A 25,559-nucleotide genomic window follows, 5' to 3' on the forward strand; every position below is an offset into this window, starting at 1 on the left:
TCTTTTCTCCTCAGTGGTGGAATTCGCCGCAGTTCACGTCGAGACAGGTTCCGGTGATCGCCCGCGACATTGCGGAGGCGAAGAAGACGACCGCGTCGGCGATCTCGTCGGGTTCGGGCAGCCGGCGCAGGTCGATATCGGCGGCGGTCTCGGTGTAGATCTCGTCCGCGCTCACCCCACGTTCCTGGGCCAGGTAGTCGAAATACCATTTCAGCGTGTCGGCCCAGATCCAGCCCGGTGCCACGGAATTGACCCGGATGCCGCGCGGTCCGAGTTCGGTGGCCAGGCTCTGCGCGAGCGCCAGCAGCGTGGTCTTGGCCATCTTGTAGGGGCCGTAGGGCTGCCGGGAGTGCCGCAGTACCGCCGAATTGATCATCACCACCGATCCCTTGTTCTCGGCGAGGGCGGTGGCGAACAGGCGGGTCAGCCGCAGCGCGGCGAAGACATTGGTTTCCAGGTTGGTCCGCAGATCGTCGAAGGCCACCTCGGCGAGGTCGACCATCGGCGGCATGGTGAAGGCATTGTTCACCAGCGCGTCGACCCGGCCGAACTCCGCGTGGACGGCGGTGACCAGCTGCTGCGCGGCGGCGTCGTCGGTGATATCGGTGGGCACCACCAGGGCGCGCCGGCCGAGTTCCTCGACCTGGGCCGCGACCTTGCGCAGCCGCTTCTCGGTGCGCGATACCAGCACCACATCGGCACCGGCCTTCGCACTCTGCAGCGCGATCGCCTGCCCCAGCCCCGGGCCGATCCCGGAGACGACGACGACCTTGTCCTGCAACAACATCAGCCGAGCATCCTCTCCGCCACCGCGGCCTGCCGACCGGCGATCCGGGCCTTCCAGTCCTCCGGGGTGATGCGCGATTCCTTGTAGTACGGCAGCCGGTCGGGCAGTTCGTCGAAGGACACCAGTTCCACGGCCGGCCCATCCTCCGGTGCCATGTCCCGGGACAGCCGCTGCCACCGGAACTGCAGGTAGGCGCGATCGTGGCCGGTACGTTCGATCCAGTTGATCAGGCCCGGATCACGTTCACTGATCACCAGCCGGATCATCCCGTCGGGATCGACTTCGGCCTGATCGGCGTTGAGGCTGGTCTGGTGGTTGATGTAGTCCAGCGACAGGTACCACATACTGCCGAGCTGAAAGCCCTGGTAGGGCGCGTCGGACTTCGGCACGGTCAGGATCATCACCTGGTCGTCGGTGAGGTCGTAGTGACCGACCGAGGAGAACTGGGTGGACAGCCCGCCCGGCGTGCGCCGCGGTTCGGTCATGGTGTTGACCGGCAGGTTCAGATAGAACCATTCGGGGAAGGCCAGGAAGGTCTTCAGCCGGGACACCAGCATCTTGCCCGCGACCTCGTAGCGCTTGGCCATCAGGTCGGAGGTGAGGGCCGGTGGGGCGGAGCCCACGGTGTCGACCCGGCTGATGCGGACGGTACCGGCCTTCTCGCTCGCCCAGTCGCCGTAGACCTCGCGGACCGCGAGCATGGTGGAATCCGCGGCGAGCCGGATATGGTTGCGGCCGCCCGGGCCGGGGCCCAGGGTCAGTTCGTAGCTTCCGTCGGCGGCGATATCGATGGAGCGGTCGTCGAAGGCGGTCTCCCCGCCGGGGACCTCGGTCGGCGAGTAGTTGCCGTTGAGTACCTGGAAGCTCAGGTCACGGGTGGTCCCGCGGGTGCCGGTGACCACGTACTCGGCGTCGGGCCGCAGGTTGGCGTGCCAGTAGAGGGTGTCGGGGTTGTCCAGGCCCATCTTGGTGTAGGGCCCGGTGGACTGGACGAAGAAGGGGAAGTCCCGTTCGAAGGCCCACGACATCTGGATGGCGGCGCGGATACTGCCCGCGAGGTAGTCGTAACCCTCGGCGAGATCCTGTGCGGTGCGGATATGCGGGGCGTTCTTGATGATTTCCTCGGCGGCGGCGATCGATTCCGCGAACGGCTGGGTCAGCACGATACTCCCGGTGTTCCATATATGTACCGCCCTGGTACATTGCGATACCGAGAAGATTAGAACCTGTTCTAGGAGTGGTCAATGACGGCAGGAATATCGGAGGTTCGCGAAGTCGGCAGGCGCTCCGCTCCCACCCAGCGCGTGGTCCAGGTGATCGACTATGTCGTCGCCCGGCGCGGCCGCCGGACGGGACTCTCCGAAATGGCCCGCGACCTGGGCCTGGCCAAGCCCACCTGCCTGGGCATCCTCACCGAGCTCACCGCGGCCGGCTACCTCACCCGCGATCCGCGCACCCGCGAATACGGCCCGGGCCCGGCCCTGATCGCCGCGGGCCGGGTGGCCCAGCAGAGTTTCTCCATCGCCGCGCTCGCCCACCCCGAGCTGGAACGACTGAGCGCGACCTATGGCACCACCTGCACCGCCTCCGCGGTCGTGGGCGAGCGGATCAGCGTCCTGGACAGCGCCGGCCCGGCAATGGTGCAGGTCGGGGCCACCTACCGGTTCGCCCCGCCGGTCGGGCTCATGTACGTGCTCTGGGACACCGAGGCCGCCTTCGACGCCTGGCGCGGCACCGCGCCGACCGTCCCACTGCACCAGGACGAGACCCTGCTGCGCCATATCGTGGCCGAATGCCGTGAGCGCGGCTACCTGGTGGAGAGCATGACCGGCGCGGGCCGCCGGTTGTACTCGCTGCTCGCCGGGGTGGCCGGACACGATCTGCCCGAGGAACTGCGCACCGCGGTCGCCGAACTGGTCACCACCCTCGGCGAACGGGTCTATCTGGGCTCCGACCTGCGCCCACGCAAAGAACACCCGGTGAGCCTGCTCGCCGCGCCGACCTACGACGCGGACGGCCGCCAGCAACTGGTGCTCACCATGTACGTCGGGAAACCGATCACCGGGGCGGAGATCGCCCGCCGGGGCGCCGCTCTCGTGGCCGCCGCCGACGCGGTCACCGCCGCGGCGGGCGGCCGACCGCCGGCAAACCGTTGACCGCGCATAGAAACGTGTTCTAGTTTTTAGGCGTGAGCCAGCACACGAAGTCGGCGGCGAGTACGTACGAGCTCTCGCATCAGTCCGCACTCGAGGCCGAATCGGTCCATATCCTCCGGGAGGTGGCCGCCACCTTCGAACGTCCAGTCCTGCTGTTCTCCGGCGGCAAGGACTCGGTGGTGATGCTGCATCTCGCCACCAAGGCCTTCTGGCCGGCCCCGGTCCCGTTCCCGATCCTGCACATCGACACCGGGCACAATTTCGACGAGGTGATCACCTACCGCGACGCAGCGGTCGCGAAATACGGGTTACGCCTGCTCGTCGGCCGGGTCCAGGACGATATCGACGCCGGACGGGTCACCGAGGACACCGGTCCCCGGGCCAGTCGCAATCGGTTGCAGACCGCCACCCTGCTGCGCACCCTGCGCGAGGGCAGGTTCGACGCGGTCTTCGGCGGTGCCCGGCGCGATGAGGAGAAGGCGCGCGCCAAGGAGCGGGTCTTCAGTTTCCGCGACGAGTACGGCCAGTGGGACCCGCGCCGGCAGCGCCCCGAACTGTGGAATCTCTACAACGGCAAACACCGCCCCGGCGAACACATCCGGGTGTTCCCGCTGTCCAACTGGACCGAACTCGATATCTGGACCTATATCGCGAGCGAAGGTATCGAACTGCCGTCGCTGTACTACGCGCACCGCCGCCCGGTGGTGCAGCGCGACGGCATGCTGCTGGCGCACACCAGGTTCCTCACCCTGCTCGACGGTGAGGAACCCCAGGAGGCGCTGGTGCGCTTCCGCACCGTGGGCGACGCCACCTGCACCGGCTGCGTGGAATCGACCGCCGCCACCCCCGCCGAGGTCGTCGAGGAAGTGGCGACCGCGCGGGTCACCGAACGTGGCGCGACCCGCGCCGACGACCGGATCTCCGAGGCCGGGATGGAAGACCGTAAACGAGAGGGCTACTTCTGATGAGCACCCTGCTGCGCCTGGCCACCGCGGGCAGCGTCGACGACGGTAAGTCCACGCTGATCGGACGGCTCCTCTTCGATTCCAAAACCCTGTTCACCGACCAGCTCGACGCGGTGGAACGCACCAGCCGGGAGCGCGGCCAGGACTACCCCGATCTCGCGCTGCTCACCGACGGACTGCGCGCCGAACGCGAACAGGGCATCACCATCGATGTCGCACACCGTTATTTCGCGACGCCACGACGCAAATTCATCATCGCCGACACCCCGGGGCACGTGCAGTACACCCGCAATATGGTCACCGGCGCCTCCACCGCCGACCTCGCGCTCATCCTGGTCGACGCCCGGCACGGAGTGGTCGAACAGACTCGGCGGCACGCCTTCCTGGCCTCGCTACTGGGCGTCCCCCACCTGGTGCTGTGTGTGAACAAGATGGACCTGGTGGACTATTCGGCGCAGCGGTTCGCCGAGATCCGGGAGGAATTCGCCGGTTTCGCCTCCCGGCTGCAGATCGCGGACCTGACCTTCATCCCGATGTCGGCGCTGCACGGCGACAATATCGTGCACCGCAGCGCCACCATGGACTGGTACGAGGGCACCCCGCTGCTACACCACCTCGAAGAGGTGCATATCGCCTCGGACCGCAATCTCATCGACGCGCGGCTGCCGGTGCAGTATGTGATCCGCAGCCACACACCGGATTTCCGCGGCTACGCGGGCACCGTCGCCAGCGGCGTCTGGTCGGCCGGCGACGAGATCACCGTACTGCCCTCCGGTCTCACGACCACGGTCACCGGAATCTGGGGTCCGGGCGGGGTACCGCTCGAGCAGGCGTTCCCCCCGCAGGCGGTCACGGTCGCCCTCGCCGACCAACTCGATATCGGCCGCGGCGATATGCTCTGCCGTCCCGCCAACCGCCCGCAGGTCGGCCGTGATCTGGACACCATGGTGTGCTGGTTCAGCGACGAGGCCCAGTTGCGCCCCGGCGCGTCCTATACCGTCCGCCACACCACCCGCAGTGTGCCGGCGCAGATCCGCTCGCTGGACTACCGCCTCGATGTGAACACACTGCACCGGGACGAGGACGCGACCGCACTGTCGCTCAACGAGATCGGCCGGGTGCAGCTGCGCACCCGGCAGCCGCTGCAGTTCGACCCGTATCGCCGCAACCGCACCACGGGCAGTTTCCTGCTGGTCGACGACACCACCGGCGATACCGTGGGCGCCGGGATGATCACCGGGCCGAGTCTGCCCTCATCCCGGGTGGTGTGGCATGCGAGCGCGGTCGAGCGGTCCGAACGCGCGACCCGGGGTCTGACCGTCTGGCTCACCGGACTGTCGGGGTCCGGGAAATCCTCGGTAGCGGTGGAGCTCGAGCGCCGCCTGGTGGCCGCGGGGCGTCCGGCGTTCCTGCTCGACGGCGACAATCTGCGCCACGGCCTGAACTCGGATCTGGGTTTCAGCGCGGCCGATCGCACCGAGAACATCCGCCGGGTGGGCGAGGTCGCCCGCCTGTTCGCCGAATCCGGGACCATTGCCATCGTCTCGCTCATCAGCCCCTACCGGGCCGATCGCGATCGGGCGCGGGACACCCACACCACCGCGGGAATTCCCTTCGTCGAGGTTTTCGTGGACACCCCGCTGGAGGTGTGCGAGGCCCGCGATCCCAAGGGTCTCTATGCGAAGGCCCGGGCCGGGGAGGTTCATGGTTTCACCGGAATCGACGATCCCTACGAGGCGCCCACGGCACCGGCGCTGGTGTTGCGTCCGGAGGACGGCGATCCGGCCGCGATGGCCGCCGCGATCCTGGCGCTGCTCGCCCGCGAGGAGAGCGCCTGACCCGCCTCGGATGAGAACCGGCGAGTGTCGCCGGCGGACCGGTTCCGTCGGCGCTCGGCCGCGACGCCCGAGCGGGGTCGAGCAGCGACCACCGTCCAGGCTGCGTTCTGGCGGATGCTCCTACTTTTTGTCAGTTCCGCCGGCCGGGTACGTCGCGGGATCACGCTCCGTCCGGTTTCCGAGCCACGGCGGGTACGGGGACCAGGAGCACGGGCCGGTGGGCGTGGTGGACCAGGCTTGTGGAGACCGATTCCCCCAGCAGCCGCTCCAGCAGCGATACCAGCCCGCCGCGCGAGGCGCCGATGATGATCATCTCCGCGTCGTAGGTGTCGGCGAGCCCGGCCAGCAGCCGCGCCGGGCGGCCCGGCCGGCTGTAGTAGGCCCAGGGACCCACTGCGCGTTCCAGCACCGCGCAGGCGTCGCGGCGTTCCTGCTCGACCGCCTCGGTCACGGCTTGTTCCCAGTCCGCGGCATCGGGGTCGATCGGCAGGTCGTCGGTGTCGACGATATGCGCCACGTGCAGGAAGGCGCCGATCCGGGCAGCGAGGTCGAGCGCATAGGACAGGGCGGCGTGACCGGCGGGGTGGCGGTCGAACCCGACCACCAGATGGCAACGGGCCACGGTGGGCGAAGTGGGGCCGTCGATCCGGTGCGGAGCCCGCCACCCGCCACGGGCGGGCGGGGGTGTGCGGTCGTCGTGGTCGGTCATCACTCCCAGCTCCTCATAGTCCGGTCAGTGCCAGGCCGGCGCCGCCGGCCGCCAATGTGATCAGCAGGCTGCCGAACGCGTTGGCGGCCGCCGCGGTGTAGTGCTGGTTCTGGATCAGGCGGACAGTTTCGAAACTGGCGGTACTGAAGGTGGTGTATCCACCACAGAACCCGACACCGACAATCAGTTCGAGCTCACGGGCAGCACCGTGGAAAAGCACCACACCGGTGACGACCCCGAGGAGGAACGAACCGGTCACGTTGATCACCAGCGTGGCCCAGGGAAATTGTGACGTGCGGCGATGCTTGACGACCCCGTCGAGGACGAACCGGGCCATCGCGCCGGCGCTACCGGCAACCGCGATCCACACCGTGGTCATCACAGACCCTTCGCCCGCCCGGACCGCATCCACGCACCTACGGCGATACCCGTGGTGGTGGCCACCAACCCGGCCAATACGGTGCCCACCGCGTAGATGGCCGCGGTCGACCAGTGCTGGCCCCGTAACAACAGGTCGGTGTCCACGGCCAGGGTGCTGTAGGTGGTGAACGCCCCCAGAAACCCGGTGCCCACACCCAGCCGTGCCCGCCGACGCCAGCCGTTGTCGGGTCCGAGCCGCGTCAGCCCTTCGAGCAACCAACCCAGCGCAAACGCACCGACAGTGTTGATCGCGAATGTCGTAACCGGCCACCCACCCGCCGAGTGCGGAAACCACACACCGAGCTGATACCGCAGCGGAGCGCCGAATACCCCGCCGATCCCGACCGACACGACCGCCCACGCCCGCAGATGCAGCGGGGTGACAGCAGAGGCCGGAGTGTCGGGATCGATGGGTAGAGCGCGAGGTGGATCGGCATGTTCGGGCACAGGACAGACTCCTTCCGTCGGGGAAGGAACCATCGGCCCCGGAGTATGAGGCGGTTCGGACATCCCAGCGGGCGTCTCGGCGGAGATCCATCGCCGCAGACAGCATAACCGGCGGCGGTCACGGATATGTGGCGTCTCGCTCGCCTCACTGCCCGGGGGGACTCGGCAACCGGTGGCGGACCGGCAGCTCGATCCGGTGCAGGGTGACCTCGTCACCCTGCACCGGCCGACCCGGCGGCTCGGCCGGACGCTTTCCGGCCGTGCCGCCACTGCCCCGGGCCGGCCCGGGGCAGAGAGACCCAAAGTTTCCGAGCTCTCACCCGGCCGGTGTCACTACCCTCGACCCCATCCGGCGGCACTGCCGAGGCGCAGATCCGCCGACGGTGATCTCCGCCGGTATTTGATACTCTGACGAGAACCTGTACCGAAAGGGTGGTTATGCGGTCTACTCTGCTGTCCCGGCGCGACCTCGAGTTCCTGCTCTACGAATGGCTCGCGGTCGAGGACCTGACCCGGCGGCCGCGCTTCTCCGACCATTCGCGCCAGACCTTCGACGCCGTTCTCGAACTGAGCGAGCAGCTGGCGACCCGATACTTCGCCACCCACAACAAGCTCAACGACGCCCACGAACCCACTTTCGACGGCGAGACGGTCACCATCATCCCGGAAGTGCGCACCGCACTGACGGCGTTCGCCGACGCGGGGATGGTCGGGGCCACCATGGACGCGGATCTGGGCGGCGCGCAACTCCCGGCCGCGGTGGCCCAGGCGGCCTTCGCCTGGTTCCACGCCGCCAACCCCGGTACCAGCGCCTACCCGCTACTCACCATCGGCAACGCCAATCTGCTCATCGCGCACGCCGACGAAGAACTGGTTCGGCGTTTCGTCCAGCCGATGCTGGAAGGCCGCTACTTCGGCACCATGTGCCTGTCCGAACCCCAGGCCGGTTCCTCGCTCGCCGATATCGTCACCCGGGCCGAACCGCGCGACGACGGGACCTACCGGGTCTTCGGCACCAAGATGTGGATCTCCGGTGGCGACCACGAACTCGGCGACAATATCGTGCACCTGGTGCTGGCCAAGATCCCCGGCGGGCCGGCGGGCACGAAGGGGATCTCGCTGTTCGTGGTGCCCCGCTACCTCGTGAACGAAGACGGTTCCCGCGGCGAACGCAACGATGTGGCACTGGCCGGGCTCAACCACAAGATGGGTTTCCGAGGCACCGTCAACACGGTGCTCAACTTCGGCGAGGGCCGCTGGACGCCCGACGGCTCCCCCGGCGCGGTCGGCTATCTGGTCGGTGCACCGCACCAGGGGCTGAAGTACATGTTCCATATGATGAACGAGGCGCGCAGCGGAGTCGGGCTGGTCGCCGCAGCGCTCGGCTACACCGGCTACCTCGAATCGCTCGAGTACGCCCGCGACCGCCCCCAGGGCCGCACCAAGGGCGCCGCCGACCCGGCCTCCCCGCAGCGCCCGATCATCGAACACGCCGATGTGAAACGAATGTTGCTGGCGCAGAAGAGTTACGCCGAGGGCGGTCTGGCGCTGGTGCTGTACTGCGCCCGGCTCATCGACGAACAGCGGACCGCCGATTCCGACGACGAACGCCGCGCGCTCACCCTGCTGCTGGACATCCTCACCCCCATCGCCAAGAGCTGGCCCTCCCAGTGGTGCCTGACCGCCAACGATCTCGCCATCCAAGTCCTCGGTGGTTACGGCTACACCCGCGAGTACAACGTCGAACAGCATTACCGCGACAACCGGCTCAACCCGATCCACGAGGGCACCCACGGCATCCAGGGCCTGGACCTGCTGGGCCGCAAGGTGACCCAGCAGTCGGGCGCGAGCCTGCGCGAACTCGACACCAGGATCCGGGAGACCCTCGCGGCCGCTCGGGAACTCGGCGGCGAGACCGCCGACCTCGCCGACCGGCTCGACGCGTCCTGGAGCCGGCTGGTCGCGGTGACCGGTGGCCTGTTCGCGGCCGGCAATGTCGAGGTCGCGCTGGCCAACAGCTCGGTCTATCTGGAAGCGTTCGGCCATCACGTGGTGGCCTGGATCTGGCTGGCGCAGACGGTCACCGCCCATGGCCGCGACGGCGACTTCTACGACGGCAAACGGCACGCCGCCCGCTACTTCTTCCGTCACGAGCTACCCCGCACCGGCCCGCAACTGGACCTCCTCGCCGACCTCGACACCACCACCCTCGATATGCGCGAGAACTGGTTCTGACGGTCCCGCGGCCCCGGAAAGCAGTGGCGCCCGCCGATACGGTGGCCACATGAGCTGGATCGCACCCGCCGTACACCTCGCCGATACCGTGTCCACCGGTCCGGAACGCCCGATGCTGCAATCCTGGCTGGACCGCCATCGGCAGACATTGCTCGGCAAATGCGCCGGCCTGGACGCCGCCCGGCTCGCCTACCGCAGCGCGCCTCCGTCCACGCTGTCCCTGCTCGGCCTGGTGCGGCATCTGGCCGAGGTGGAACGCGGCTGGTTGCGGATGGCCGCCGCCGGCGAACAGCTGGACTACCTCTACTGTTCCGCCGCCGACCCCGACGGCGATATCGACAATGCCGGATCCGCGGATCCGGCCACCGATTTCGCCGTGTACCGGCGCGAGATACGGCTGGCGGATGCGGCGGTGGCCGAGCTCGGGCTCGACCACCGCTGTCGTCACCCCAACGGGACCGAATACAGCTTGCGTTGGGTATATCTGCATCTCATCGAGGAATACGCCCGCCACAACGGGCACGCGGACCTGCTGCGCGAACGGATCGACGGGCGTACCGGGGACTGAGCCCCGCCGGTGTCAGGCGGGGCTTCCGGCCGCCCGCAGCACCCCCGCCACCCCGGCGGATTCCACCGAATCGCCGTGCGCACAGGACCATCCGGTCCGCCCGCCGCGCCGGTACTCGAGGTAGGCGATCGTATGACCGGCGACGGGGTGCCCGGTCAGGCTCAATACCTCGATCTCCCGCCCGGCCGCCCCGAGGGCCGCGACCACCGCGGCCAACCGGTCGGTGCCCGGGTGCTCGCTGTGGTGGGCCCGTCCGCCGACCACCAGATCGACGGCGACGGCGGGCGCACCGTCGGCACCCCTCATACGCAGATCCTTCAGTTGCACATCCGGCGGCTCGGCGGCATCGATATAGGACTCGTCGAACAGGGCGCGCAGTTCGGCGGCACTCACCTCGCCCCCGGTACCGTCGGCATGGCCCTGCACCCGGCCGGCGAAATCGATCTGCAGCCGGCGCGGCAGGTCCAGCCCGTGTTCGGTGGCGAGCAGATAGGCGATACCGCCCTTACCGGACTGCGAGTTGACCCGGACCACGGCATCGTAACTGCGGCCGATATCGGCCGGATCGATGGGCAGATACGGTACTCGCCATTCGATCTCGCGTTCGGGGCGTCCGGTAGCGGCCGCCCGGGCCCGGTGTTCGGCGAAACCCTTCTTGATCGCGTCCTGGTGGGTGCCGGAGAACGCGGTGTGCACCAGATCGCCCACATAGGGGTGGCGCGGGTGGACCGGCAGCCGAGTGCAGTACTCGACCGTGCGGCGGATCTCGTCGATATCGGAGAAATCGATCATGGGGTCCACGCCCTGGGCGTGCAGATTCAACGCGAGCGTGGCGATATCGACATTGCCGGTGCGCTCACCGTTGCCGAATACACACCCTTCCACCCGCTGCGCGCCGGCCAGTACCGCCAGTTCGGCACAGGCGACGCCGGTACCGCGATCGTTGTGCGGGTGCACCGACAGGATCACGCTGTCGCGACGGGCGAGCGAGCGATGCATGTACTCGATCTGATCGGCGTACACATTGGGTGTCGCGATCTCCACGGTGGCCGGCAGGTTCAAGGTCACCGGCCGCTGTGGGGTGGCGCCCCACAGCTCGGTGACGCTGTCACAGATCTCGAGCACATATCCGGGTTCGGTCTGGTTGAACACCTCCGGGGAGAACTGGAACCGCACGCGGGGCAGGTCGGCGGCGAATTCCAGCACGTCCCGCGCACCGGCCAGGATCAGCTCCCGGACGGCACGAGAGTCCTTGCCGAGCACGGTGTCACGCCACATCGGCGCGGTGGCGGTGTACAGGTGGATCACCACCTCGTTGTCCATCCCGCGTACCGAGTCGACGGTGCGCGCGATGAGATCGCGCCGGGCGGGGGTGAACACCACCGGGGTCACGTCCGGCGGGACCGCGCCGGTATCGGCGAGCATTCGGACGAAATCGAAATCGGCCTTGGAGGCCGATGGATAGCCGACCTCGATCTCTTTGTAGCCCATGGCGACGAGCATGGTGAAGAACCGTATCTTGCGTTCCGGGTCCATCGGCTCGGCCAGGGCCTGATTACCGTCGCGCAGGTCCACCGGGACCCACAGCGGCGCGCGCTCGATCCGGGCCCGCGGCCAGTGGCGTTCGGTGATGGGTACGTCGACCCGGTCGTAGATATCGCGGTATCGATGGGAGGGCAGCCGGGAATGCCGCTGCCGGTACCACTCCGGCGCGTCGCCGGGAATCGCTCCGGCGGGGGTGTCGATGGTGGGGTGGGTCTGTGTGCTCATGGGGTGTTCCCCGGTCTTCCTGTGCGTACGGCCGTTCCGTGACGGTGACCGGCCGACGACAACCCCACGGCGGGGTGGCCGATCGTTCAGGCCCCGCCGTGGCGGTCGAGGAGAAGCTCCGGGTGCGACATATGGCAGACTGTACACGACTCCTCAGACAAGTAGCGAGGTTCGATATGGTTTCCCAGGTACGACGGCATCCGCTGGCCGAACAAACGGCCGATCTGCTGCTGGCGCGCATCCGGGCCGGCGAATGGCCGCTCGGCCATCGACTGCCCGGCGAGACCACCCTCGCGGCCCAGCTCGGGGTGGGGCGTTCGACGCTGCGCGAGGCGATTCGCGAACTCGCGGGGCGCGGGGTGCTCACCAGCCGGCAGGGCGCCGGTGTGTTCGTCACCGCCCTGGATATCGCCGAGGACTGGGACATCGTCGTGCGGCGCGCGACCATCGCCGCGGTGGTGGAAGCCCGGATGGCCATCGAGACCGAGGCCGCCGCCCTGGCCGCCCACCGGCGCACCCCCGCCGACCTGCGGACGATCCGCCGCACCTTGGCCGGCCGCGCGGCACCGGGCGTCTCGGTCCCCGAGTACGTCGATGCCGATACGGCCTTCCACCGGGCCGTGATCGTGGCCGCGCACAACGACATACTGATCCAGCTGTTCGATACCTTCCTGCCCCGGCTGCGGATCGCGATGATCGATATGCTGCACATCCGCCCGCTGCCCTCGCCGCCCGCCGACCACGCGGCGCACGAGCGGCTCGCCGCCGCCATCGCCGCCCGCGACCCGGACGCCGCGGCCGCACTCGGTCGCGATCATCTGCGCGCCATCAAGGAGGCCTTCTCGTGACCACACCCGTTCTGGAGCTGACCGATGTCACCTTCCGGCGCGACGGCAACCAGATCATCGACGGCATCTCGTTGACGGTGTGCGCCGGTGAGCACTGGGCCCTGCTGGGCCCCAACGGCGCGGGCAAGAGCACACTGCTGGGTTTCTGCGGCGCCGTGACCCACCCGACCACCGGCACCGTCCGGGTGCTCGGCGAACAGCTCGGCCGCGTCGAACTGCAGCGGCTGCGGCGCTCGATCGGGCATGTCGACCCGCGGCATCCGCTGCGCTCACCGTTGCCGGTGCGCGATGTGGTGCTGACCGGACTCACCGGAACGGTGGACACCCCGCTGCGCTGGACACCGACCGCCGCGCAGATCGAGGCGGCGACGGTCGCACTCGACGCGGTCGGCATGGCCGTGAAAGCCGAACGCTCCTGGCTCACCCTCTCCCAAGGGGAGCGCGGCCGGACACTCATCGCTCGCGCGCTGATCACCGCACCGCGCCTGCTACTACTCGACGAACCGACCACCGGACTGGATGTGGCCGCCCGGGAACAGCTGCTGCATACGATCGACGCGCTGGACCGGACCTATCCCGAACTCGCCTCCGTCCTGGTGACCCACCATCTCGAGGAATTGCCGACGACGACCGGCCATGCGCTGCTGATCGCGGACGGGCGGACGGTCGCGGCGGGCCCGGCGGCCGAAACCATCACCACCGCAAACATTTCCGCGGCGTTCGATCATCCGGTGCAGGTCGCCCGGGAGGGCGGCCGGTGGTCGGCGCGGTCCCCGCTGGCCCGGCCGGCCTGATCCGCTCTACACTCGAAACCCCACGACCAGGTCGTCCACCGTTTTTAGATACACGAAACAATGTGTGTACCATAACGTGGTGACCACCGCGAGCCGCACTTCCAGACCGCCCGGCCGCCCGGCCTCGGCCACCCGCGAAGAAGTAGTAGCACTGGCCCGGCAGGCTTTCCTGGCCGGAGAACGGGTCGATATCCAGGCGATCGCCGCCCGGCTCAAGCTGAGCCGCGCCTCCATCTACCGCTGGTTCGGTTCCCGCGACGGCGTGCTCGGCGCCGTGCTGGCCGGGGAATTCGAATCCCTCATCGAACGCGCGGATGCCCGCCGGCGTGACTCGGGCGCCCGGCGCATCCTCAGCGTGCTCGACCGGGTCAACCGCTGGATGGCCGGCAACGAACCGTTCCGCCAGTACTTCGAGAACGAGCCGCTGGCGGGCCTGCGCATCCTCACCGCGAGCGACGGCCCGGTCCAGCCGCGCATCCTCGTCGCGGTGGAACAACTCATCACCCGGGCCGAGGAGCAGGACGGCTACACACCCCAGCTGGAACGGTCGCTGCTCGCCTACTCCCTGGTGCGCCTGGGCGAGGCATTCCTCTACCAGGACAACGTGACCGGCCTGCGCGGTGACGTGGACCGGCTGCACCAGGTGCAGACGGCCCTGCTGGGTATCGATCCCCCCGGCAACTGATCATCGGCGATGATCACGGCATGGATGACGTAGCCGCACGAATCGACGCCGCGGGACTGGTACTCGCCGCGGGCGCCGGCCGGCGTTTCGGGAAGCCCAAGGCCGAGGTGCTGTTCGAGGGTGAACGGCTGGTCGACCGGGCCGTGCGCCTGTTGCGCGACGGGGGTTGCGCCCGGGTGATCGTGGTATCCGGCGCGGTCGAGCTGCGGGTGCGCGGGGCCACGGTGGTGCACAATCCGCGGTGGGCGACCGGGATGGGTTCCTCGCTGACGACCGGTCTGGCGGCAGTCCACGAAACCGCGGCCGTGGTCGTCCCCGTCGATATGCCGTGGCTCGGCGCCGAAGCCGTCCGCCGGCTGCTCGCCTGCGGAGGCCGCCTGGCGACCGCCACCTACGACGGCCGTCCCGGTCATCCGGTGCTGCTCGGCGCCGAATACTTCGCGGCGGTGGCGGCCGAAGCGGTCGATGATATCGGCGCACGAAGATTCCTGGCCGCCAATTCCGAACTGGTTCAGCAGGTGCCGTGTGACGGAACCGGCTCGCCCGACGACGTCGACACCCCGCAGGATCTGACGCGGTGATCGACGGCGGGCACCGGGTCGGATTCCCGTACTCCCGGGCCGACGGTGTGGATCGGCCGCTGGGTGTCCGACAGCGAACGGGCCGACCCGCCGTGGCACAGCGCGACGATCTCCGCGCCGATGGCCAGGGCGGTCTCCTCCGGGGTCCGGCCGCCGAGTTGCAGCCCGATCGGGGATCGCAACCGCGCGAGCCGATCCTCGGTGACACCGGCCCCGCGCAGGTGGGCGCGTCGTTCGGCGTCGGCACGGCGCGAACCCATGGCGCCGATATAGGCGACCGGTTGCCGCAGCGCCTCGACCAGCACCGGAATATCGAACTTCGGGTCGTGGGTGAGCACGCACAGGACGGTCCGGGAATCCACCGCGGTGGCGCGGAGATAGCGGTGCGGCCAGTCGGTGACCACCTCGTCGGCCTCCGGTAGCCGGGCGCGGTCGGCGAAGGCGGCCCGCCCCTCGCAGACCGTGACGTGATAGCCCAGCAGTTTCCCGACCCGGCAGAGCGCGGCCGCGAAGATATTCGCGCCGAATACGATCATCCGCGGGGGCGTGGTGAATGCGGCGACGAAGATTTCCCGGGACACCGGGCCGCAACCGACCGTCCGCAGGTCGCTCACGCCCTGATGGAGTAGCGCGCGGGCCTGTTCCACCACCGGATCGGGCCAGTCCCCGCCGTCGGTGATCACCGCCTCGGCGGTCACCGCCGCCAGTGCCGCGGTGGCCAGGTCGCGAACCAGCGCCACCGGCCGGGACGGGTCGAGCGCGGCCTCGACGACCGGATACTGCGGGCGCGCGATCCGCTGGACGAAGACATCGAGTTCGCCCCCGCAGGTCAAACCGACCGCGAACGCGTCGGAGTCGCTGTAGCCGAAGGTCTGCCGCGCCGGCTCTCCGGTGGCCAGGACCTGCGCGCACAATTCGTACACCGCGCCTTCGACACAGCCTCCCGACAGACTGCCGCGCACCGCGCCCGCCCCGTCGACCGCCATCGCCGCCCCCAGCGGCAGCGGCGCGCTCCCCCGGACCGCCACCACGGTCGCCACCGCGTAGGCGACACCCTCGGCGTGCCATCGGACCAGGTCCGCGGCCAGGTCACGCATCGCTCCACCTCCGCACCGCAACATTGCCGTAAAACCAGGGACAACATGCGAGAATACCACTTCCGCAAATCGACATTGCAATTCTTGAAGACGGCATATCCTGTATTGACACTGCCGGAACGGCGATGCTAAACAAGTGCTCAGCATCGGCGTGCCGAAACCCGGGCGCCCCTGTTGCCGGTGCCCGTGACATCCCGCGAACGGAGGAACGGCCGGATGGGTCGAAACAGGCTGTCTCGCAGCGCCCCACACCACATTCCGACGCGACGGAGCCGACGATGAGCACTACCGAGAAAACGACGGCCGTCGGCGCCCGGGTACCCCGGATCGAAGATCTGCGGCTGCTGACCGGCGCCGGAACCTTCGTCGACGACATCACCCGTCCCGGCATGGTGCACGCCTGTTTCGTCCGCAGCCCACTGCCCCGGGCCCGGATCACCGCCATCCACACCGCCGAGGCCGCCGCGCTCGAGGGGGTCGTCGCCGTCTACACCGCGGCGGATCTCAACCCCCGGGTCAGCGAGATCTCCTACGCCCTGGACACTCCCGGCTTCCCGGAGGTGCCCCGCCCGCCGCTGGCCGAGGGCGAGGTGCGCTTCGTCGGCGATCCGGTGGTGCTGGTCCTGGCGGCCGACCGGTACATCGCCGAGGACGCCGCCGAACTGGTGATCGTCGACTACGACCCGCTCGAACCCGTGGTCGACTACGAAACCGCGGCCACCGCGGGCGAACTCGTGCACGCCGAACACGCCGGTAATTCGGCCGGCGGCCTCGCCGGGCGGGCCCCCGCCGACCTGGCCGCCGTCATGGACGCCGCCCCGCACGTGGTCCGCCAGACCATCCATCAGCAGGCCTACGCGCCGGTGCCACTGGAAACCCGCGGTGTGGTGGCGGAATGGACCGCCCCCACCGGGGAGATGACGATCTGGATCTCCACCCAGTCACCGCACGAGGTCCGCGGCTTCTGCTCCCGGCTGCTCGGAATCGACGAGCACCGGGTCCGGGTCATCGTGCGCGATACCGGGGGCGGTTTCGGCCAGAAGGTGGCGCCGCAGCGCGAGGAGACCTGCGTGATGCTGGCCGCCCGCACCGTCCGGCACGCGGTGAAATGGATCGAGGACCGGCAGGAGAGCCTGATGGCGGCCGGTATGGCCCGCCACGAACACGGCGAAGTCGCCATGGCCTTCGACGAGGAGGGCCACATTCTCGCCGCCACCATCGAACACGTCCAGAACGTCGGGGCCTATCCGATTCCGTCGCCGCTCACCTCCTCGATCGCGGTCGGCATGCTCTTCCCCGGGCCCTACCGGGTACCGGAAGCCGGTTTCAGCACCGCCTCCTACTACTCGAACACGGTGGGCCGGGTGGCCTATCGCGGTCCCTGGCAGTTCGAATCGGTCTCCCGGGAACTCCTGCTGGACACCGCCGCCCGCCGCCTCGGCCTGGACCCGGTCGAGCTACGGCGCCGGAATATGCTCGGCCACAGCGAGATGCCGGTGGCCAACCCGAACGGGATGCCCTACTCCGACGCTTCACCGCGCGAGACCTTCGAGCAGGCGCTGCAGATCCTCGACTACGACGCCTTCCGGGCCGAACAGGCCGCCGCCCGCGCCCAAGGCCGCTACCTCGGTGTCGGCACCTGCACCTATGTGGAACCCACCACCGGTGCCACCCCGTTCCTGAGCACCGAGGGCGCCACGATCCGGATCGCACCGACCGGCAAGGTGAACGTCTACCTGTCGGGCGGATCGGCCGGCAACAGCCTGGAGACCACCGCGATCCAGCTCACCGCGGACGCGCTCGGCATCGATATCGCCGAGGTGCAGACCATCCAGGGCGATACCGCCGTCGCCCCGCAGGGCGGCGGGACGAACGGTAGCCGCTCGGGTTCGATGGCGGCGGGCGCCATCCGGCAGACCGCGCAGGTGCTGCGCGAACGAATCGTCGCGATCGCGGCGAAGCAGCTCGGCGTCGCCGTCGAGGAGGTGGAGTTCGCCCACGGCCGGGCCGGTGTGCCGGATACGGAGAAGTCCCTGTCGCTGGCCGAAATCGCGCAGATCGCCTACTACCAGACCGAATTGCTCCCGCCCGGCGTACCCCCGGGACTGGAGGCCACCGGCCGCCATCGCGCCGACCAGCTGATGATCTGGGCCAACGCCACCCATGTGTGCACCTGCGAGGTGGATATCGAGACCGGGCACGTCACCCTGCTGCGCTTCGTGGTCAGCGAGGACGTGGGGCCGATGATCAACCCGAATGTCGTGGAGGGCCAGATCTACGGCGGTACCGTCCAGGGCATCGGCGGCGCACTCTACGAGCACCTCGCCTACGACGACGACGGCAATCCCGTGGCCACCACATTTCTGGACTACCTGCTGCCCACCGCCACCGAGGTGCCCGAGATCGAACTCGGCCATATCGAGACCCCGAGTACCGGGCCGGGCGGGTTCAAGGGAGTCGGTGAGGGCGGCGCCATCGGCGCGACGCCCGCGGTACTCAACGCGGTCGCCGACGCCCTGGCCCCGTTCGGTGTCGAGATCGACCGGCTCCCCCTCTCCCCCGCCCGCATCGTCTCGATGCTCGAGGCGAGCGGCACACCGGAGGTCACCGCATGAAACCCGCCGCCTTCGAATACCACGCACCCGCCACCGCGGCCGAGGCCGTGGCCCTGCTCGCCGATCTCGGTGACGAAGCCAAGATCATCGCGGGCGGCCAGAGCCTGGTGCCGATGCTGGCCCTGCGGCTCGCCGTCTTCGACCATCTGGTCGACCTGCGGAAACTGGAGGAGTTACGTGGGATCGAAACCCGCGGCGACACGGTGTGGATCGGGGCGGGCACCACGCACGCCGCGGTCGGCCGCGACGCCGGGATCCGCCGCGACGTGCCGCTGCTGCACCGGGCGACTCCGCTGATCGGGCATTTCCAGATCCGTAATCGCGGCACCCTCGGCGGGGCCATCGCGCACGCCGACGCCGCCGGCGAGTACCCGGCCGTGGCGCTCACCCTCGACGCGCAGATGCACACCCTCTCCCCGCGCGGGCAGCGCACGATTCCGGCCGCGGAGTACTTCACCGGCATGTGGACCACGGCCATGGAATACGACGAACTGCTCACCGGGGTCACCTTCCCGGTATGGCGGGGACGGACCGGTTTCGCGATCGAGGAGTTCGCCCGCCGCGCGGGAGATTTCGCCATGGCGGGGGCAGTGGTCGCGGTGCGGCTCGACGCCGATTCCCGGATCGAACGGGCCGCCCTGGGACTCATCGGCCTGGCGCCCACCCCGGTGCGGGCCACCGCGGCCGAGGCCGAGCTGATCGGGCGCCCGGCCGCCACGGTCGACGCCGCCGAACTCGGACGTGCGGTGACCGCGGGCCTGAATTCGGTACCGGCCGATATCCACGGCTCCGCCGATTATCGGCGCCGGATCGGGGCGGTCATGGTCGCGCGGGCCTGGCACCGCGCGGTAGAGGAGGCGAGCAATGACTGATATCGAGATCTCGATGGTCGTGAACGGGGTGAAGCGTCGCGACCGGATACCCCCGCGCCGCACCCTGGCCGACTATCTCCGGGATACCTGCGGTCTCACCGGCACCCACCTGGGTTGCGAACACGGTGTCTGCGGCGCCTGTTCGGTCCTGCTCGACGGGGCGGCGGTGCGCGCGTGCCTGGTCTTCGCGGTCCAGGCAGACGGGGCCGAGGTGACGACCGTGGAAGGCCTGGCCGATACCGACGGCACCCTCTCCCCCGTCCAGCAGGCCTTCCGCGACCATCACGGCCTCCAATGCGGTTTCTGCACACCGGGGTTCGTCGTCTCTGCGACCGCCTTCCTGCGGGAGACACCCGATCCCGGCGACGACGAGATCCGGGAAGCACTGTCCGGCAACATCTGCCGCTGCACCGGCTACCAGGGCATCATCCGCGCCGTCCGTGACGCCGCCACCACCCTCAGTACCGAAGCACCCGCGACCCCGCAGGCCAGAGCCGGCACCGACGCCAAGGACCGCGTATGAAACTAGAGAACACCTTCCAGATCCCCGTCCCCGCCGCGGACGCCTGGCCCGTACTGCTGGATCTGGAGCGGATCGCGCCCTGTGTACCGGGCGCCGTACTCACCTCCCGCGACGGCGATGATTTCCACGGCAAGATCAAGGTCAAACTGGGTCCCGTGGGGCTCACCTACAACGGCATCATCAAGGTGGTCTCCCAGGACGAGTCCGCCAAGGTCGCGGTGCTGGAGGGCGGCGGCCGCGAAACCCGCGGCAACGGCACCGCCAAGGCCGTGATCACCTGCCGGCTGGTCGAATCGGACGGGATCACCGACGTATTCGTCGATACGGATCTGGCGATCACCGGTAAACCGGCCCAATTCGGACGCGGCGCCCTCGCCGATGTGGCGGGCAGCCTCATCGGTACCTTCGCCGACAATCTCGCCGCCGAGATCACCACCACGGCGCCGGGCAACGGGCAGGCCGCGGCGGCCACCCCGGCGACCTCCGGAGAAGCCGCACCGGAGCCGGGGCCCGCGCCGGTCATCCGCATCGCCCCGCGCCCGGCCGCCGAACCCATCGATCTGATGGCCGCCGCCGGCGTCACCGCCGAGCGGCAACTGCTGCTGGGCCTGGGCGCGGCGGTGGTGGTGCTCCTGCTGCTACTCGTCCGGCGCCGACTACCCGCGTGAGGTCGCGGGGTCGATAGGCGCGATCCGGCCGGCTTCGGTCCGGCCGAGGCGATGGCCTCTGCTCCCGCCCTCGCGACCCGGCGCGGCGAGACCCGGCGCGGCGAGACCCGGCGCGGCGAGACCCGGCGCGGCGAGACCCGGCGCGGCGAGACCCGGCGCGCGGCGGCCCGGGGTGGCCGCATCCACTGCCGACCCGCCGCATTCCGCGTGTGTGTACCTTTGTCCATGTACAAACGTACACACACGGAGGTATCGGTCATGTCGCTGGCACTGCTCGGAGCGGCCATCGTCGCGGAACTCGTGGGCACCAGCCTGCTCAAGGCCACCGAGGGGTTCACCAGGCTGTGGCCGACGATCGCCTCGCTGTCCGCCTACGCGCTCGCCTTCGTCCTGCTCGCCCAGGCCATCGCGCGCGGGATGAACGTGGGCTTCGCGTACGCGGTGTGGTCCGGTCTGGGCACCACCCTGATCGTCATCATCGGCGCGCTGTTCCTCGGCGAATCGCTCAGTGCCGCCAAGATCGCCGGTGTCGCCCTCGTGGTCGCCGGAGTGGTGACACTCAATCTCGCGGGCGCCCATTGACCCCCCGCGACCCGCATCGCCGCCAGCGCATCCTCGATGCCGCCCGTGCCCTGATACCGGTGCACGGGATCGCCGGCCTCACCCACCGCCTGGTCGCCGCGGAGGCCGGGGTACCGGTCGGCTCGACGACCTACTACTTCGCCGATCTAGCCGACCTCACCGAGGCCGCGCTCGCCGATACCGCGGTGGCCACCCGCGAGGCGCTCCGGGAATGGTCGGCGGCGCTCGACGGCAGCAAAGACCTGCCCGCGACCCTGACCGCGCTCACCGCGGACTACCTGGCCCGGCCCGAGCAGTTGCTCACCGTGAACGAGCTCTACCTCGCCGCGGCCCGGCTCCCCGAGCTGCGTCCGCTGGCGCGGGTCTGGTTCGACGGCCTCGTCGATATCCTCACCCCGCATACCGGGCCCGTCGCCGCCCGCGCGGTCGCGATCTACCTCGACGGCGCGCTGCTGCACGCGCTGACGGCCGAGGCGGCCCCGGATACCACCGCGCTCCTCGCGCCGATCGCCGCACTCACCGGGCTCGCCCCGGAGACCCGGCGTGCTCCTGCCCATCGTCACCCCGAGGGTTCTCCTGGGTGAGCACTTGTTCGGCGCATACCACCCGATCCAGCCGGAGCGGCTTGCCCGGATGACGCGACCGGTCGGAAGCGCCTCCGCATCCGTGGTCGGGCGACTATGCGCTGTCCCTGCGGGACCGAGGGTCCGGCGCGCGCGTGGACACACCCGCCGGACCGCCCGGTGTCAGCCGTTCAGCAGTGCCTGCATCTGCTGGATCTCGGCCTGCTGGGCATCGATGATCTGCTGCGCCAGCGCCTTGGCGTCGGGGGAGGCACCCTCGGCCAGTTCGGTACCGGCCATCCGCACCGCGCCCTCGTGGTGGGCGATCATCATGGTGAGCCACATCCGGTCGAATTCCGGACCCCGGGCCGCCTCGAGCTGCATCATCTGCTCGTGGGTCATCATGCCCGGCATATTTCCGTGGTCCATTCCGCCGTGCCCACTGCCCTCGGGTACCGCGACGCCCCAGTCCCGCAGCCACCCGGTCATGGTGGTGATCTCCGGGTCCTGCGCCTGCTGGATCCGTGCGGCCAGATCGATCACCGCCGGATCGCTCGAACGAGACGGCACCAGCGCGGCCATCTCCACGGCCTGGCGATGATGCGGGATCATCTCCTCGGCGAAACGGATATCGGCCTGGTTGTGGTCACCGGCCACCTGCGCGGTCGTCGTACCGGTGACGGCCGGCGCCGAGGTCGCCGGGGCGGTGTTGTCGTCACCGTTGCCGCAGCCGGTCAGGACGACCGCGGTGGCGAGGATGGCGAGCGCGGTCCCGGTGCGTGGTTTTCCGATCATTGGTGCTCCTGAGAGTTCGGGTGTGTTGCGTGCGTCGAAGCAGCGCCGCGAACCGGGGAAACCGGGTCCGGCGGGCGTCGATCACAGCCGCAACACGCCCAGGACTGCCAGGCGCTGCGATATCGGAACAGGCGGCGGCCGCGCCACGGCCCGCGGCCGGAGCGCGGCCGAGCGCATCGGTTCCCTCGCGAACAGGTACCACCGCAGCGCCGCGAAGATCAGCGCCGAGGCCAGCGCCGCCACCAGGACGGCCAGGCACAGATGCAGCAGGTCGTGGCCCGTGCCGTGATCGGCCGGAGGGTCGTCGCGCGGCGCCGGCGCGAGCGCGGCGGGCGGGGCCGGGCAACAGGACCGCGCCGGCTCCTCGCGTGCCCGTCCCGGATCCGGGGCGGGCGACGCCGAGACGAGCGCATGGGAGCCGGGCGCCGGATGATGCGTCACACCGCCGGCTCGGGCGGGCAGGTGGTGCATACCGGAAACGGCCACCGCCAGCACGACCGGTAGCAACCAGCGCACCAACGTGCCCGCGAGACCGGAGTACACGGCTCGAATCTAACACCGCGCCGCCGGGCGGGCCCCTACCGCTCGCTCTCGCCGCACCGCGCCCCTCGACAGGGCCGCCGATGCGTCCGAGGGACCTCGCCCGGACGGCGGAACCCGGCGGGCCCTAGCCCATGATCGCGTTCATGATCGTCCCCGCGCTGGTGGCCACCGCGCCGCCGGCCATGGCGCCCGCGATCTGCTTGGGTGCTGTCAGCGGACCACCGTTCCACTTCTCCCAGGCGAGCCTGCTGCCGCCGAAGACTATCGAGGTCACACCGGACAACAGGACGAACCAGGTGAGGTACCTGGTCATCTGGGTGACCTTGTCCGACAGCGGGGGCGCTTCGGGGCTGGGATCGCCCAGCTGGGCGAGTACGGCGTAGTGGTCATGGAGTGCCGGAAGGCCGTCGTGCAGTGCGGTGAGGATCGTACTCATCTCGTCGTGCCCCTCTCGGATGCCGGTAGATGCGGTGGCGGCGAATGCCGATTCCGTAAAGCCGAACCCGACCGGTTATTGAAGCGCAAATCGGAGCACAATGGGGTGAGACTCACCGATATTTTCTGGTCGGGCCGGTGAGCGGCGGCGTGTCGTATACGCGACACGCACCCGTTGGAGGTTTCCCGCTATCGATCGGCATCCGATTTCGCGGATCAACCGGGCGGCTTTCCGCCTGTCACCGACCTGTCACAACACGGCCTCGACATGCCCGCCGCCCAGCACGCCCTCTCGAGGCCGGACCGCACCGCCGGACCGGGGGCGCGGCGGATTCACACTCACCCGAACACGAAGCGCAGCAGGATCGCCACCGAGGGCAGTAGACCCAGCGGGTACCCGGCACGCCGTGCTGCGCGGTACCGTCGCCGATCGTGGCCGCGATCCGGTCGGTCGCCTACGTGGGTGTCGCCGTCCGGTTCGGGCCGCGCTCATCTCGGCCCGCCGGAAATCGTCCCGTGCCGGGCCGGAAGGACCGTGCCGGGCCGGGCCGGGCCGGGCCGGGGTCAGGGTCGTGCGACCGGCTGCACGCCGAGCAGTCCCATGAGATCACCGAAGGTCCGGGCGGCGGCGACCTGCCGCCCGGGCACCTCGAGCCCGTACTCCTTCTCGACCAGCACGATGATCGACAGGACCGTCAGCGAATCCACATCGAGATCGTCCAGCGTGGCCGCGGGCGCGATCTCGTCGAAGTCCAGATCGCAGTGGGTATGCAGGAATTCCGCGACATAGTCCCGGATCGGCACGGTATCGGGCATCGCGATCGACCTTTCCACTGTCCGCCACCGGCACGCCGAGCGAACGGCGCCGTCCGCCCGGCCTCCGCAGCATGGACCCCGGATACGACATCGGGATGTTCGGTGTCCGAACGGATTTCGTCGTGAAGATGTCCGGACACCGAACACCAACCGTCGGCTACCAGGTGAGCACCGGTTTGATCACTGCCCCCGCATGCTGCGCGGCAAGGGCCTTGTCGATCTCGGTGTAGGGGAAGCGGGTCACCAGCCGGTCCACCGGGAGCAACCCGCGGGTGTGCAGATCGAGCAGGTGCGGGATGAAGGTGGCCGGTTCGGCGTCGCCCTCGAGGCAACCGCGAACTGTTTTGCCGCTCAACACCAGATCGCGCACATCGATCCGCGGGACGCCCGCGCCCAGCCCGACCGCGACCACGGTGGCGCCGGTGTCCAGCGCCGCGAACGCGTCGGCCAGCACCTTCGGCGACCCGGTGGTGTCCAGGGCGTGCGTGGCACCGCCGCCGGTGAGTTCACCGATCGCGGCGACCGTATCGACCGCGGCCGGATCCAGCACCTCGTCGGCACCCAGTTCCCGGGCCAGCTCCCGGCGGGCCGCCGCCGTCTCCACCACGACCGTCCGGACCCCGGGCACCGTGCGGGCGGCCAGCAGCGCGGCCGACCCCACCGCGCCGGCGCCGTAGATCGCCAGCCAGGCCCCCGATTCCGGCCGCAACGCGTTCAGCACCGCGCCCGCGCCGGTCTGGAAGCCGCAGCCGAACGACGCGGCGACGGCGAGATCGGCCGCCGGGTCGACGACGATCGTATTGTCCGCACTGGCCAGCGCGTATCCGGCGAAACTGGATTGACCGAAGAAACCGTCCCGTACCGGCAGGCCCGCAACCGTGATCCGCGGGGTGCGGTCCGGCCGACGACCGAAATGATTGAGCGCGGTGGAATTCCGGCAGTAGGCCGGCCGCCCCGCCGCGCAGTTCGGGCAGGCGCCGCAGTGCCGGAAGGTGAGGACCACATGGTCGCCCGGCGCCACCGAGGTCACCGCCGACCCGACCGATTCGACGATCCCGGCGCCCTCGTGGCCGAGCAGGACCGGCCGATCCGGTGTGCCCAGCACCCGATTGACCAGGTCGGTGTGGCAGATACCGGCGGCGACGATACGCACCAGGATCTCGTCGTCGCGGGGCGCGTCGAGGTCCACCGTTTCCACCGAGAACGGTGCCGCCGGATCGCGGGACAGGACCGCCGTCGTCTGCATC

General features: G+C 69.5%; 27 protein-coding genes and 1 riboswitch. Of the genes, 15 read left to right on the forward strand and 12 right to left on the reverse strand.

What is annotated here, in order from left to right:
• Positions 1–10: 10 nt before the first annotated feature.
• Complete coding sequence (locus tag IG75_RS0108225) at positions 11–787, reverse strand: SDR family oxidoreductase (protein WP_030520569.1); 777 nt, start codon at positions 785–787, stop codon at positions 11–13.
• A complete protein-coding gene (locus tag IG75_RS0108230) occupies positions 787–1,950 on the reverse strand; it encodes a hypothetical protein (protein ID WP_030520570.1) in 1,164 nt (387 codons plus the stop codon). The genes IG75_RS0108225 and IG75_RS0108230 overlap by 1 nt, the downstream gene beginning before the upstream one ends.
• Before the next feature lie 81 nt (positions 1,951–2,031).
• On the opposite strand from IG75_RS0108230, the gene IG75_RS0108235 reads away from it, so the two are divergent.
• From IG75_RS0108235 to cysC, 3 genes are read left to right on the forward strand one after another with little or no spacing between them, the layout of a single operon-like run.
• Positions 2,032–2,943, forward strand: a complete 912-nt coding sequence (locus tag IG75_RS0108235; RefSeq protein WP_030520571.1) for a helix-turn-helix domain-containing protein — start codon at positions 2,032–2,034, stop codon at positions 2,941–2,943.
• Positions 2,944–2,975: 32 nt separating this feature from the next.
• The gene (gene cysD / locus IG75_RS0108240; protein ID WP_030520572.1) at positions 2,976–3,908 is read left to right on the forward strand and encodes a sulfate adenylyltransferase subunit CysD; all 933 of its coding nucleotides are present in this window, start codon (positions 2,976–2,978) and stop codon (positions 3,906–3,908) included.
• On the forward strand, positions 3,908–5,746 hold the full coding sequence (cysC, locus tag IG75_RS0108245; protein WP_030520573.1) for an adenylyl-sulfate kinase: 1,839 nt from the start codon (positions 3,908–3,910) through the stop codon (positions 5,744–5,746). The genes cysD and cysC overlap by 1 nt, the downstream gene beginning before the upstream one ends.
• 160 nt (positions 5,747–5,906) lie before the next feature.
• On the opposite strand, the gene IG75_RS0108250 is transcribed toward cysC, so the two are convergent.
• From IG75_RS0108250 to IG75_RS0108260, 3 genes are all read right to left on the reverse strand, one after another.
• Positions 5,907–6,455, reverse strand: a complete 549-nt coding sequence (locus tag IG75_RS0108250; protein WP_030520574.1) for a universal stress protein — start codon at positions 6,453–6,455, stop codon at positions 5,907–5,909.
• A 13-nt stretch (positions 6,456–6,468) separates the two neighbouring features.
• Positions 6,469–6,834, reverse strand: coding sequence for a fluoride efflux transporter CrcB (gene crcB, locus IG75_RS0108255; RefSeq protein WP_030520575.1), 366 nt, complete (start codon positions 6,832–6,834; stop codon positions 6,469–6,471).
• Complete coding sequence (locus tag IG75_RS0108260; RefSeq protein WP_030520576.1) at positions 6,834–7,355, reverse strand: fluoride efflux transporter FluC; 522 nt, start codon at positions 7,353–7,355, stop codon at positions 6,834–6,836. The genes crcB and IG75_RS0108260 overlap by 1 nt, the downstream gene beginning before the upstream one ends.
• A riboswitch (Fluoride riboswitch) is annotated at positions 7,339–7,426 on the reverse strand. It overlaps the preceding gene by 17 nt.
• Before the next feature lie 334 nt (positions 7,427–7,760).
• Between IG75_RS0108260 and IG75_RS0108265 the strand changes: the two genes are divergently transcribed.
• On the forward strand, positions 7,761–9,557 hold the full coding sequence (locus IG75_RS0108265; protein ID WP_030520577.1) for an acyl-CoA dehydrogenase: 1,797 nt from the start codon (positions 7,761–7,763) through the stop codon (positions 9,555–9,557).
• 49 nt (positions 9,558–9,606) lie between these two features.
• Positions 9,607–10,125 carry a DinB family protein gene (locus IG75_RS0108270; protein ID WP_030520578.1) on the forward strand — a complete coding sequence of 173 codons (519 nt, stop codon included), beginning with the start codon at positions 9,607–9,609 and terminating at the stop codon, positions 10,123–10,125.
• A 12-nt stretch (positions 10,126–10,137) separates the two neighbouring features.
• On the opposite strand, the gene IG75_RS0108275 is transcribed toward IG75_RS0108270, so the two are convergent.
• The gene (locus IG75_RS0108275) at positions 10,138–11,895 is read right to left on the reverse strand and encodes a 2-isopropylmalate synthase (RefSeq protein WP_036512306.1); all 1,758 of its coding nucleotides are present in this window, start codon (positions 11,893–11,895) and stop codon (positions 10,138–10,140) included.
• 176 nt (positions 11,896–12,071) lie between these two features.
• On the opposite strand from IG75_RS0108275, the gene IG75_RS40180 reads away from it, so the two are divergent.
• The 4 genes from IG75_RS40180 (at position 12,072) to IG75_RS0108295 (ending at position 14,803) form a co-directional block, all read left to right on the forward strand.
• Positions 12,072–12,743: a FadR/GntR family transcriptional regulator gene (locus IG75_RS40180; RefSeq protein WP_030520580.1), complete on the forward strand. Its 672-nt coding sequence runs from the start codon at positions 12,072–12,074 to the stop codon at positions 12,741–12,743.
• Positions 12,740–13,537, forward strand: a complete 798-nt coding sequence (locus IG75_RS40185; protein WP_030520581.1) for an ABC transporter ATP-binding protein — start codon at positions 12,740–12,742, stop codon at positions 13,535–13,537. The genes IG75_RS40180 and IG75_RS40185 overlap by 4 nt, the downstream gene beginning before the upstream one ends.
• 79 nt (positions 13,538–13,616) lie before the next feature.
• The gene (locus IG75_RS0108290) at positions 13,617–14,222 is read left to right on the forward strand and encodes a TetR/AcrR family transcriptional regulator (protein WP_245713046.1); all 606 of its coding nucleotides are present in this window, start codon (positions 13,617–13,619) and stop codon (positions 14,220–14,222) included.
• A 20-nt stretch (positions 14,223–14,242) separates the two neighbouring features.
• A complete protein-coding gene (locus IG75_RS0108295; protein WP_030520583.1) occupies positions 14,243–14,803 on the forward strand; it encodes a nucleotidyltransferase family protein in 561 nt (186 codons plus the stop codon).
• On the opposite strand, the gene IG75_RS0108300 is transcribed toward IG75_RS0108295, so the two are convergent.
• Positions 14,734–15,900 (reverse strand): XdhC family protein, encoded by a 1,167-nt coding sequence (locus IG75_RS0108300; protein ID WP_051714330.1) that lies wholly within the window; start codon positions 15,898–15,900, stop codon positions 14,734–14,736. The genes IG75_RS0108295 and IG75_RS0108300 overlap by 70 nt on opposite strands.
• A gap of 278 nt (positions 15,901–16,178) precedes the next feature.
• On the opposite strand from IG75_RS0108300, the gene IG75_RS0108305 reads away from it, so the two are divergent.
• The 6 genes from IG75_RS0108305 to IG75_RS0108330 all read left to right on the forward strand — a co-directional run bounded on the left by IG75_RS0108305 (position 16,179) and on the right by IG75_RS0108330 (position 21,744).
• On the forward strand, positions 16,179–18,515 hold the full coding sequence (locus IG75_RS0108305; RefSeq protein WP_030520585.1) for a xanthine dehydrogenase family protein molybdopterin-binding subunit: 2,337 nt from the start codon (positions 16,179–16,181) through the stop codon (positions 18,513–18,515).
• Positions 18,512–19,387 carry an FAD binding domain-containing protein gene (locus IG75_RS0108310; RefSeq protein ID WP_030520586.1) on the forward strand — a complete coding sequence of 292 codons (876 nt, stop codon included), beginning with the start codon at positions 18,512–18,514 and terminating at the stop codon, positions 19,385–19,387. The genes IG75_RS0108305 and IG75_RS0108310 overlap by 4 nt, the downstream gene beginning before the upstream one ends.
• Positions 19,380–19,910: a (2Fe-2S)-binding protein gene (locus tag IG75_RS0108315; RefSeq protein WP_051714331.1), complete on the forward strand. Its 531-nt coding sequence runs from the start codon at positions 19,380–19,382 to the stop codon at positions 19,908–19,910. Before IG75_RS0108310 ends, IG75_RS0108315 begins: the two co-directional genes overlap by 8 nt.
• Positions 19,907–20,578 (forward strand): SRPBCC family protein, encoded by a 672-nt coding sequence (locus tag IG75_RS0108320; RefSeq protein ID WP_030520588.1) that lies wholly within the window; start codon positions 19,907–19,909, stop codon positions 20,576–20,578. Before IG75_RS0108315 ends, IG75_RS0108320 begins: the two co-directional genes overlap by 4 nt.
• 258 nt (positions 20,579–20,836) lie before the next feature.
• Complete coding sequence (locus IG75_RS0108325; RefSeq protein WP_030520590.1) at positions 20,837–21,160, forward strand: DMT family transporter; 324 nt, start codon at positions 20,837–20,839, stop codon at positions 21,158–21,160.
• Positions 21,157–21,744 (forward strand): TetR/AcrR family transcriptional regulator, encoded by a 588-nt coding sequence (locus tag IG75_RS0108330; RefSeq protein WP_051714332.1) that lies wholly within the window; start codon positions 21,157–21,159, stop codon positions 21,742–21,744. Before IG75_RS0108325 ends, IG75_RS0108330 begins: the two co-directional genes overlap by 4 nt.
• Positions 21,745–21,906: 162 nt before the next feature.
• Here the strand turns inward: IG75_RS0108330 and IG75_RS0108335 are convergent, their stop codons facing one another.
• From IG75_RS0108335 to IG75_RS0108355, 5 genes are all read right to left on the reverse strand, one after another.
• A complete protein-coding gene (locus IG75_RS0108335) occupies positions 21,907–22,518 on the reverse strand; it encodes a DUF305 domain-containing protein (protein WP_030520592.1) in 612 nt (203 codons plus the stop codon).
• Between the two features lie 81 nt (positions 22,519–22,599).
• Positions 22,600–23,061, reverse strand: a complete 462-nt coding sequence (locus IG75_RS37245) for a hypothetical protein (protein WP_030520593.1) — start codon at positions 23,059–23,061, stop codon at positions 22,600–22,602.
• 124 nt (positions 23,062–23,185) lie between these two features.
• Positions 23,186–23,497 (reverse strand): hypothetical protein, encoded by a 312-nt coding sequence (locus IG75_RS0108345; RefSeq protein WP_030520594.1) that lies wholly within the window; start codon positions 23,495–23,497, stop codon positions 23,186–23,188.
• A gap of 563 nt (positions 23,498–24,060) precedes the next feature.
• A complete protein-coding gene (locus IG75_RS0108350; protein ID WP_030520595.1) occupies positions 24,061–24,312 on the reverse strand; it encodes an acyl carrier protein in 252 nt (83 codons plus the stop codon).
• A gap of 157 nt (positions 24,313–24,469) precedes the next feature.
• Entirely contained in the window at positions 24,470–25,558 is a 1,089-nt protein-coding gene (locus IG75_RS0108355; RefSeq protein ID WP_030520596.1) for an NAD(P)-dependent alcohol dehydrogenase, read from the reverse strand.
• Between the last annotated feature and the right edge of the window lies 1 nt (position 25,559).

The organism is Nocardia rhamnosiphila NBRC 108938 (assembly GCF_000720425.1).
GTDB classification, from domain to species: Bacteria; Actinomycetota; Actinomycetes; order Mycobacteriales; family Mycobacteriaceae; genus Nocardia; species Nocardia rhamnosiphila.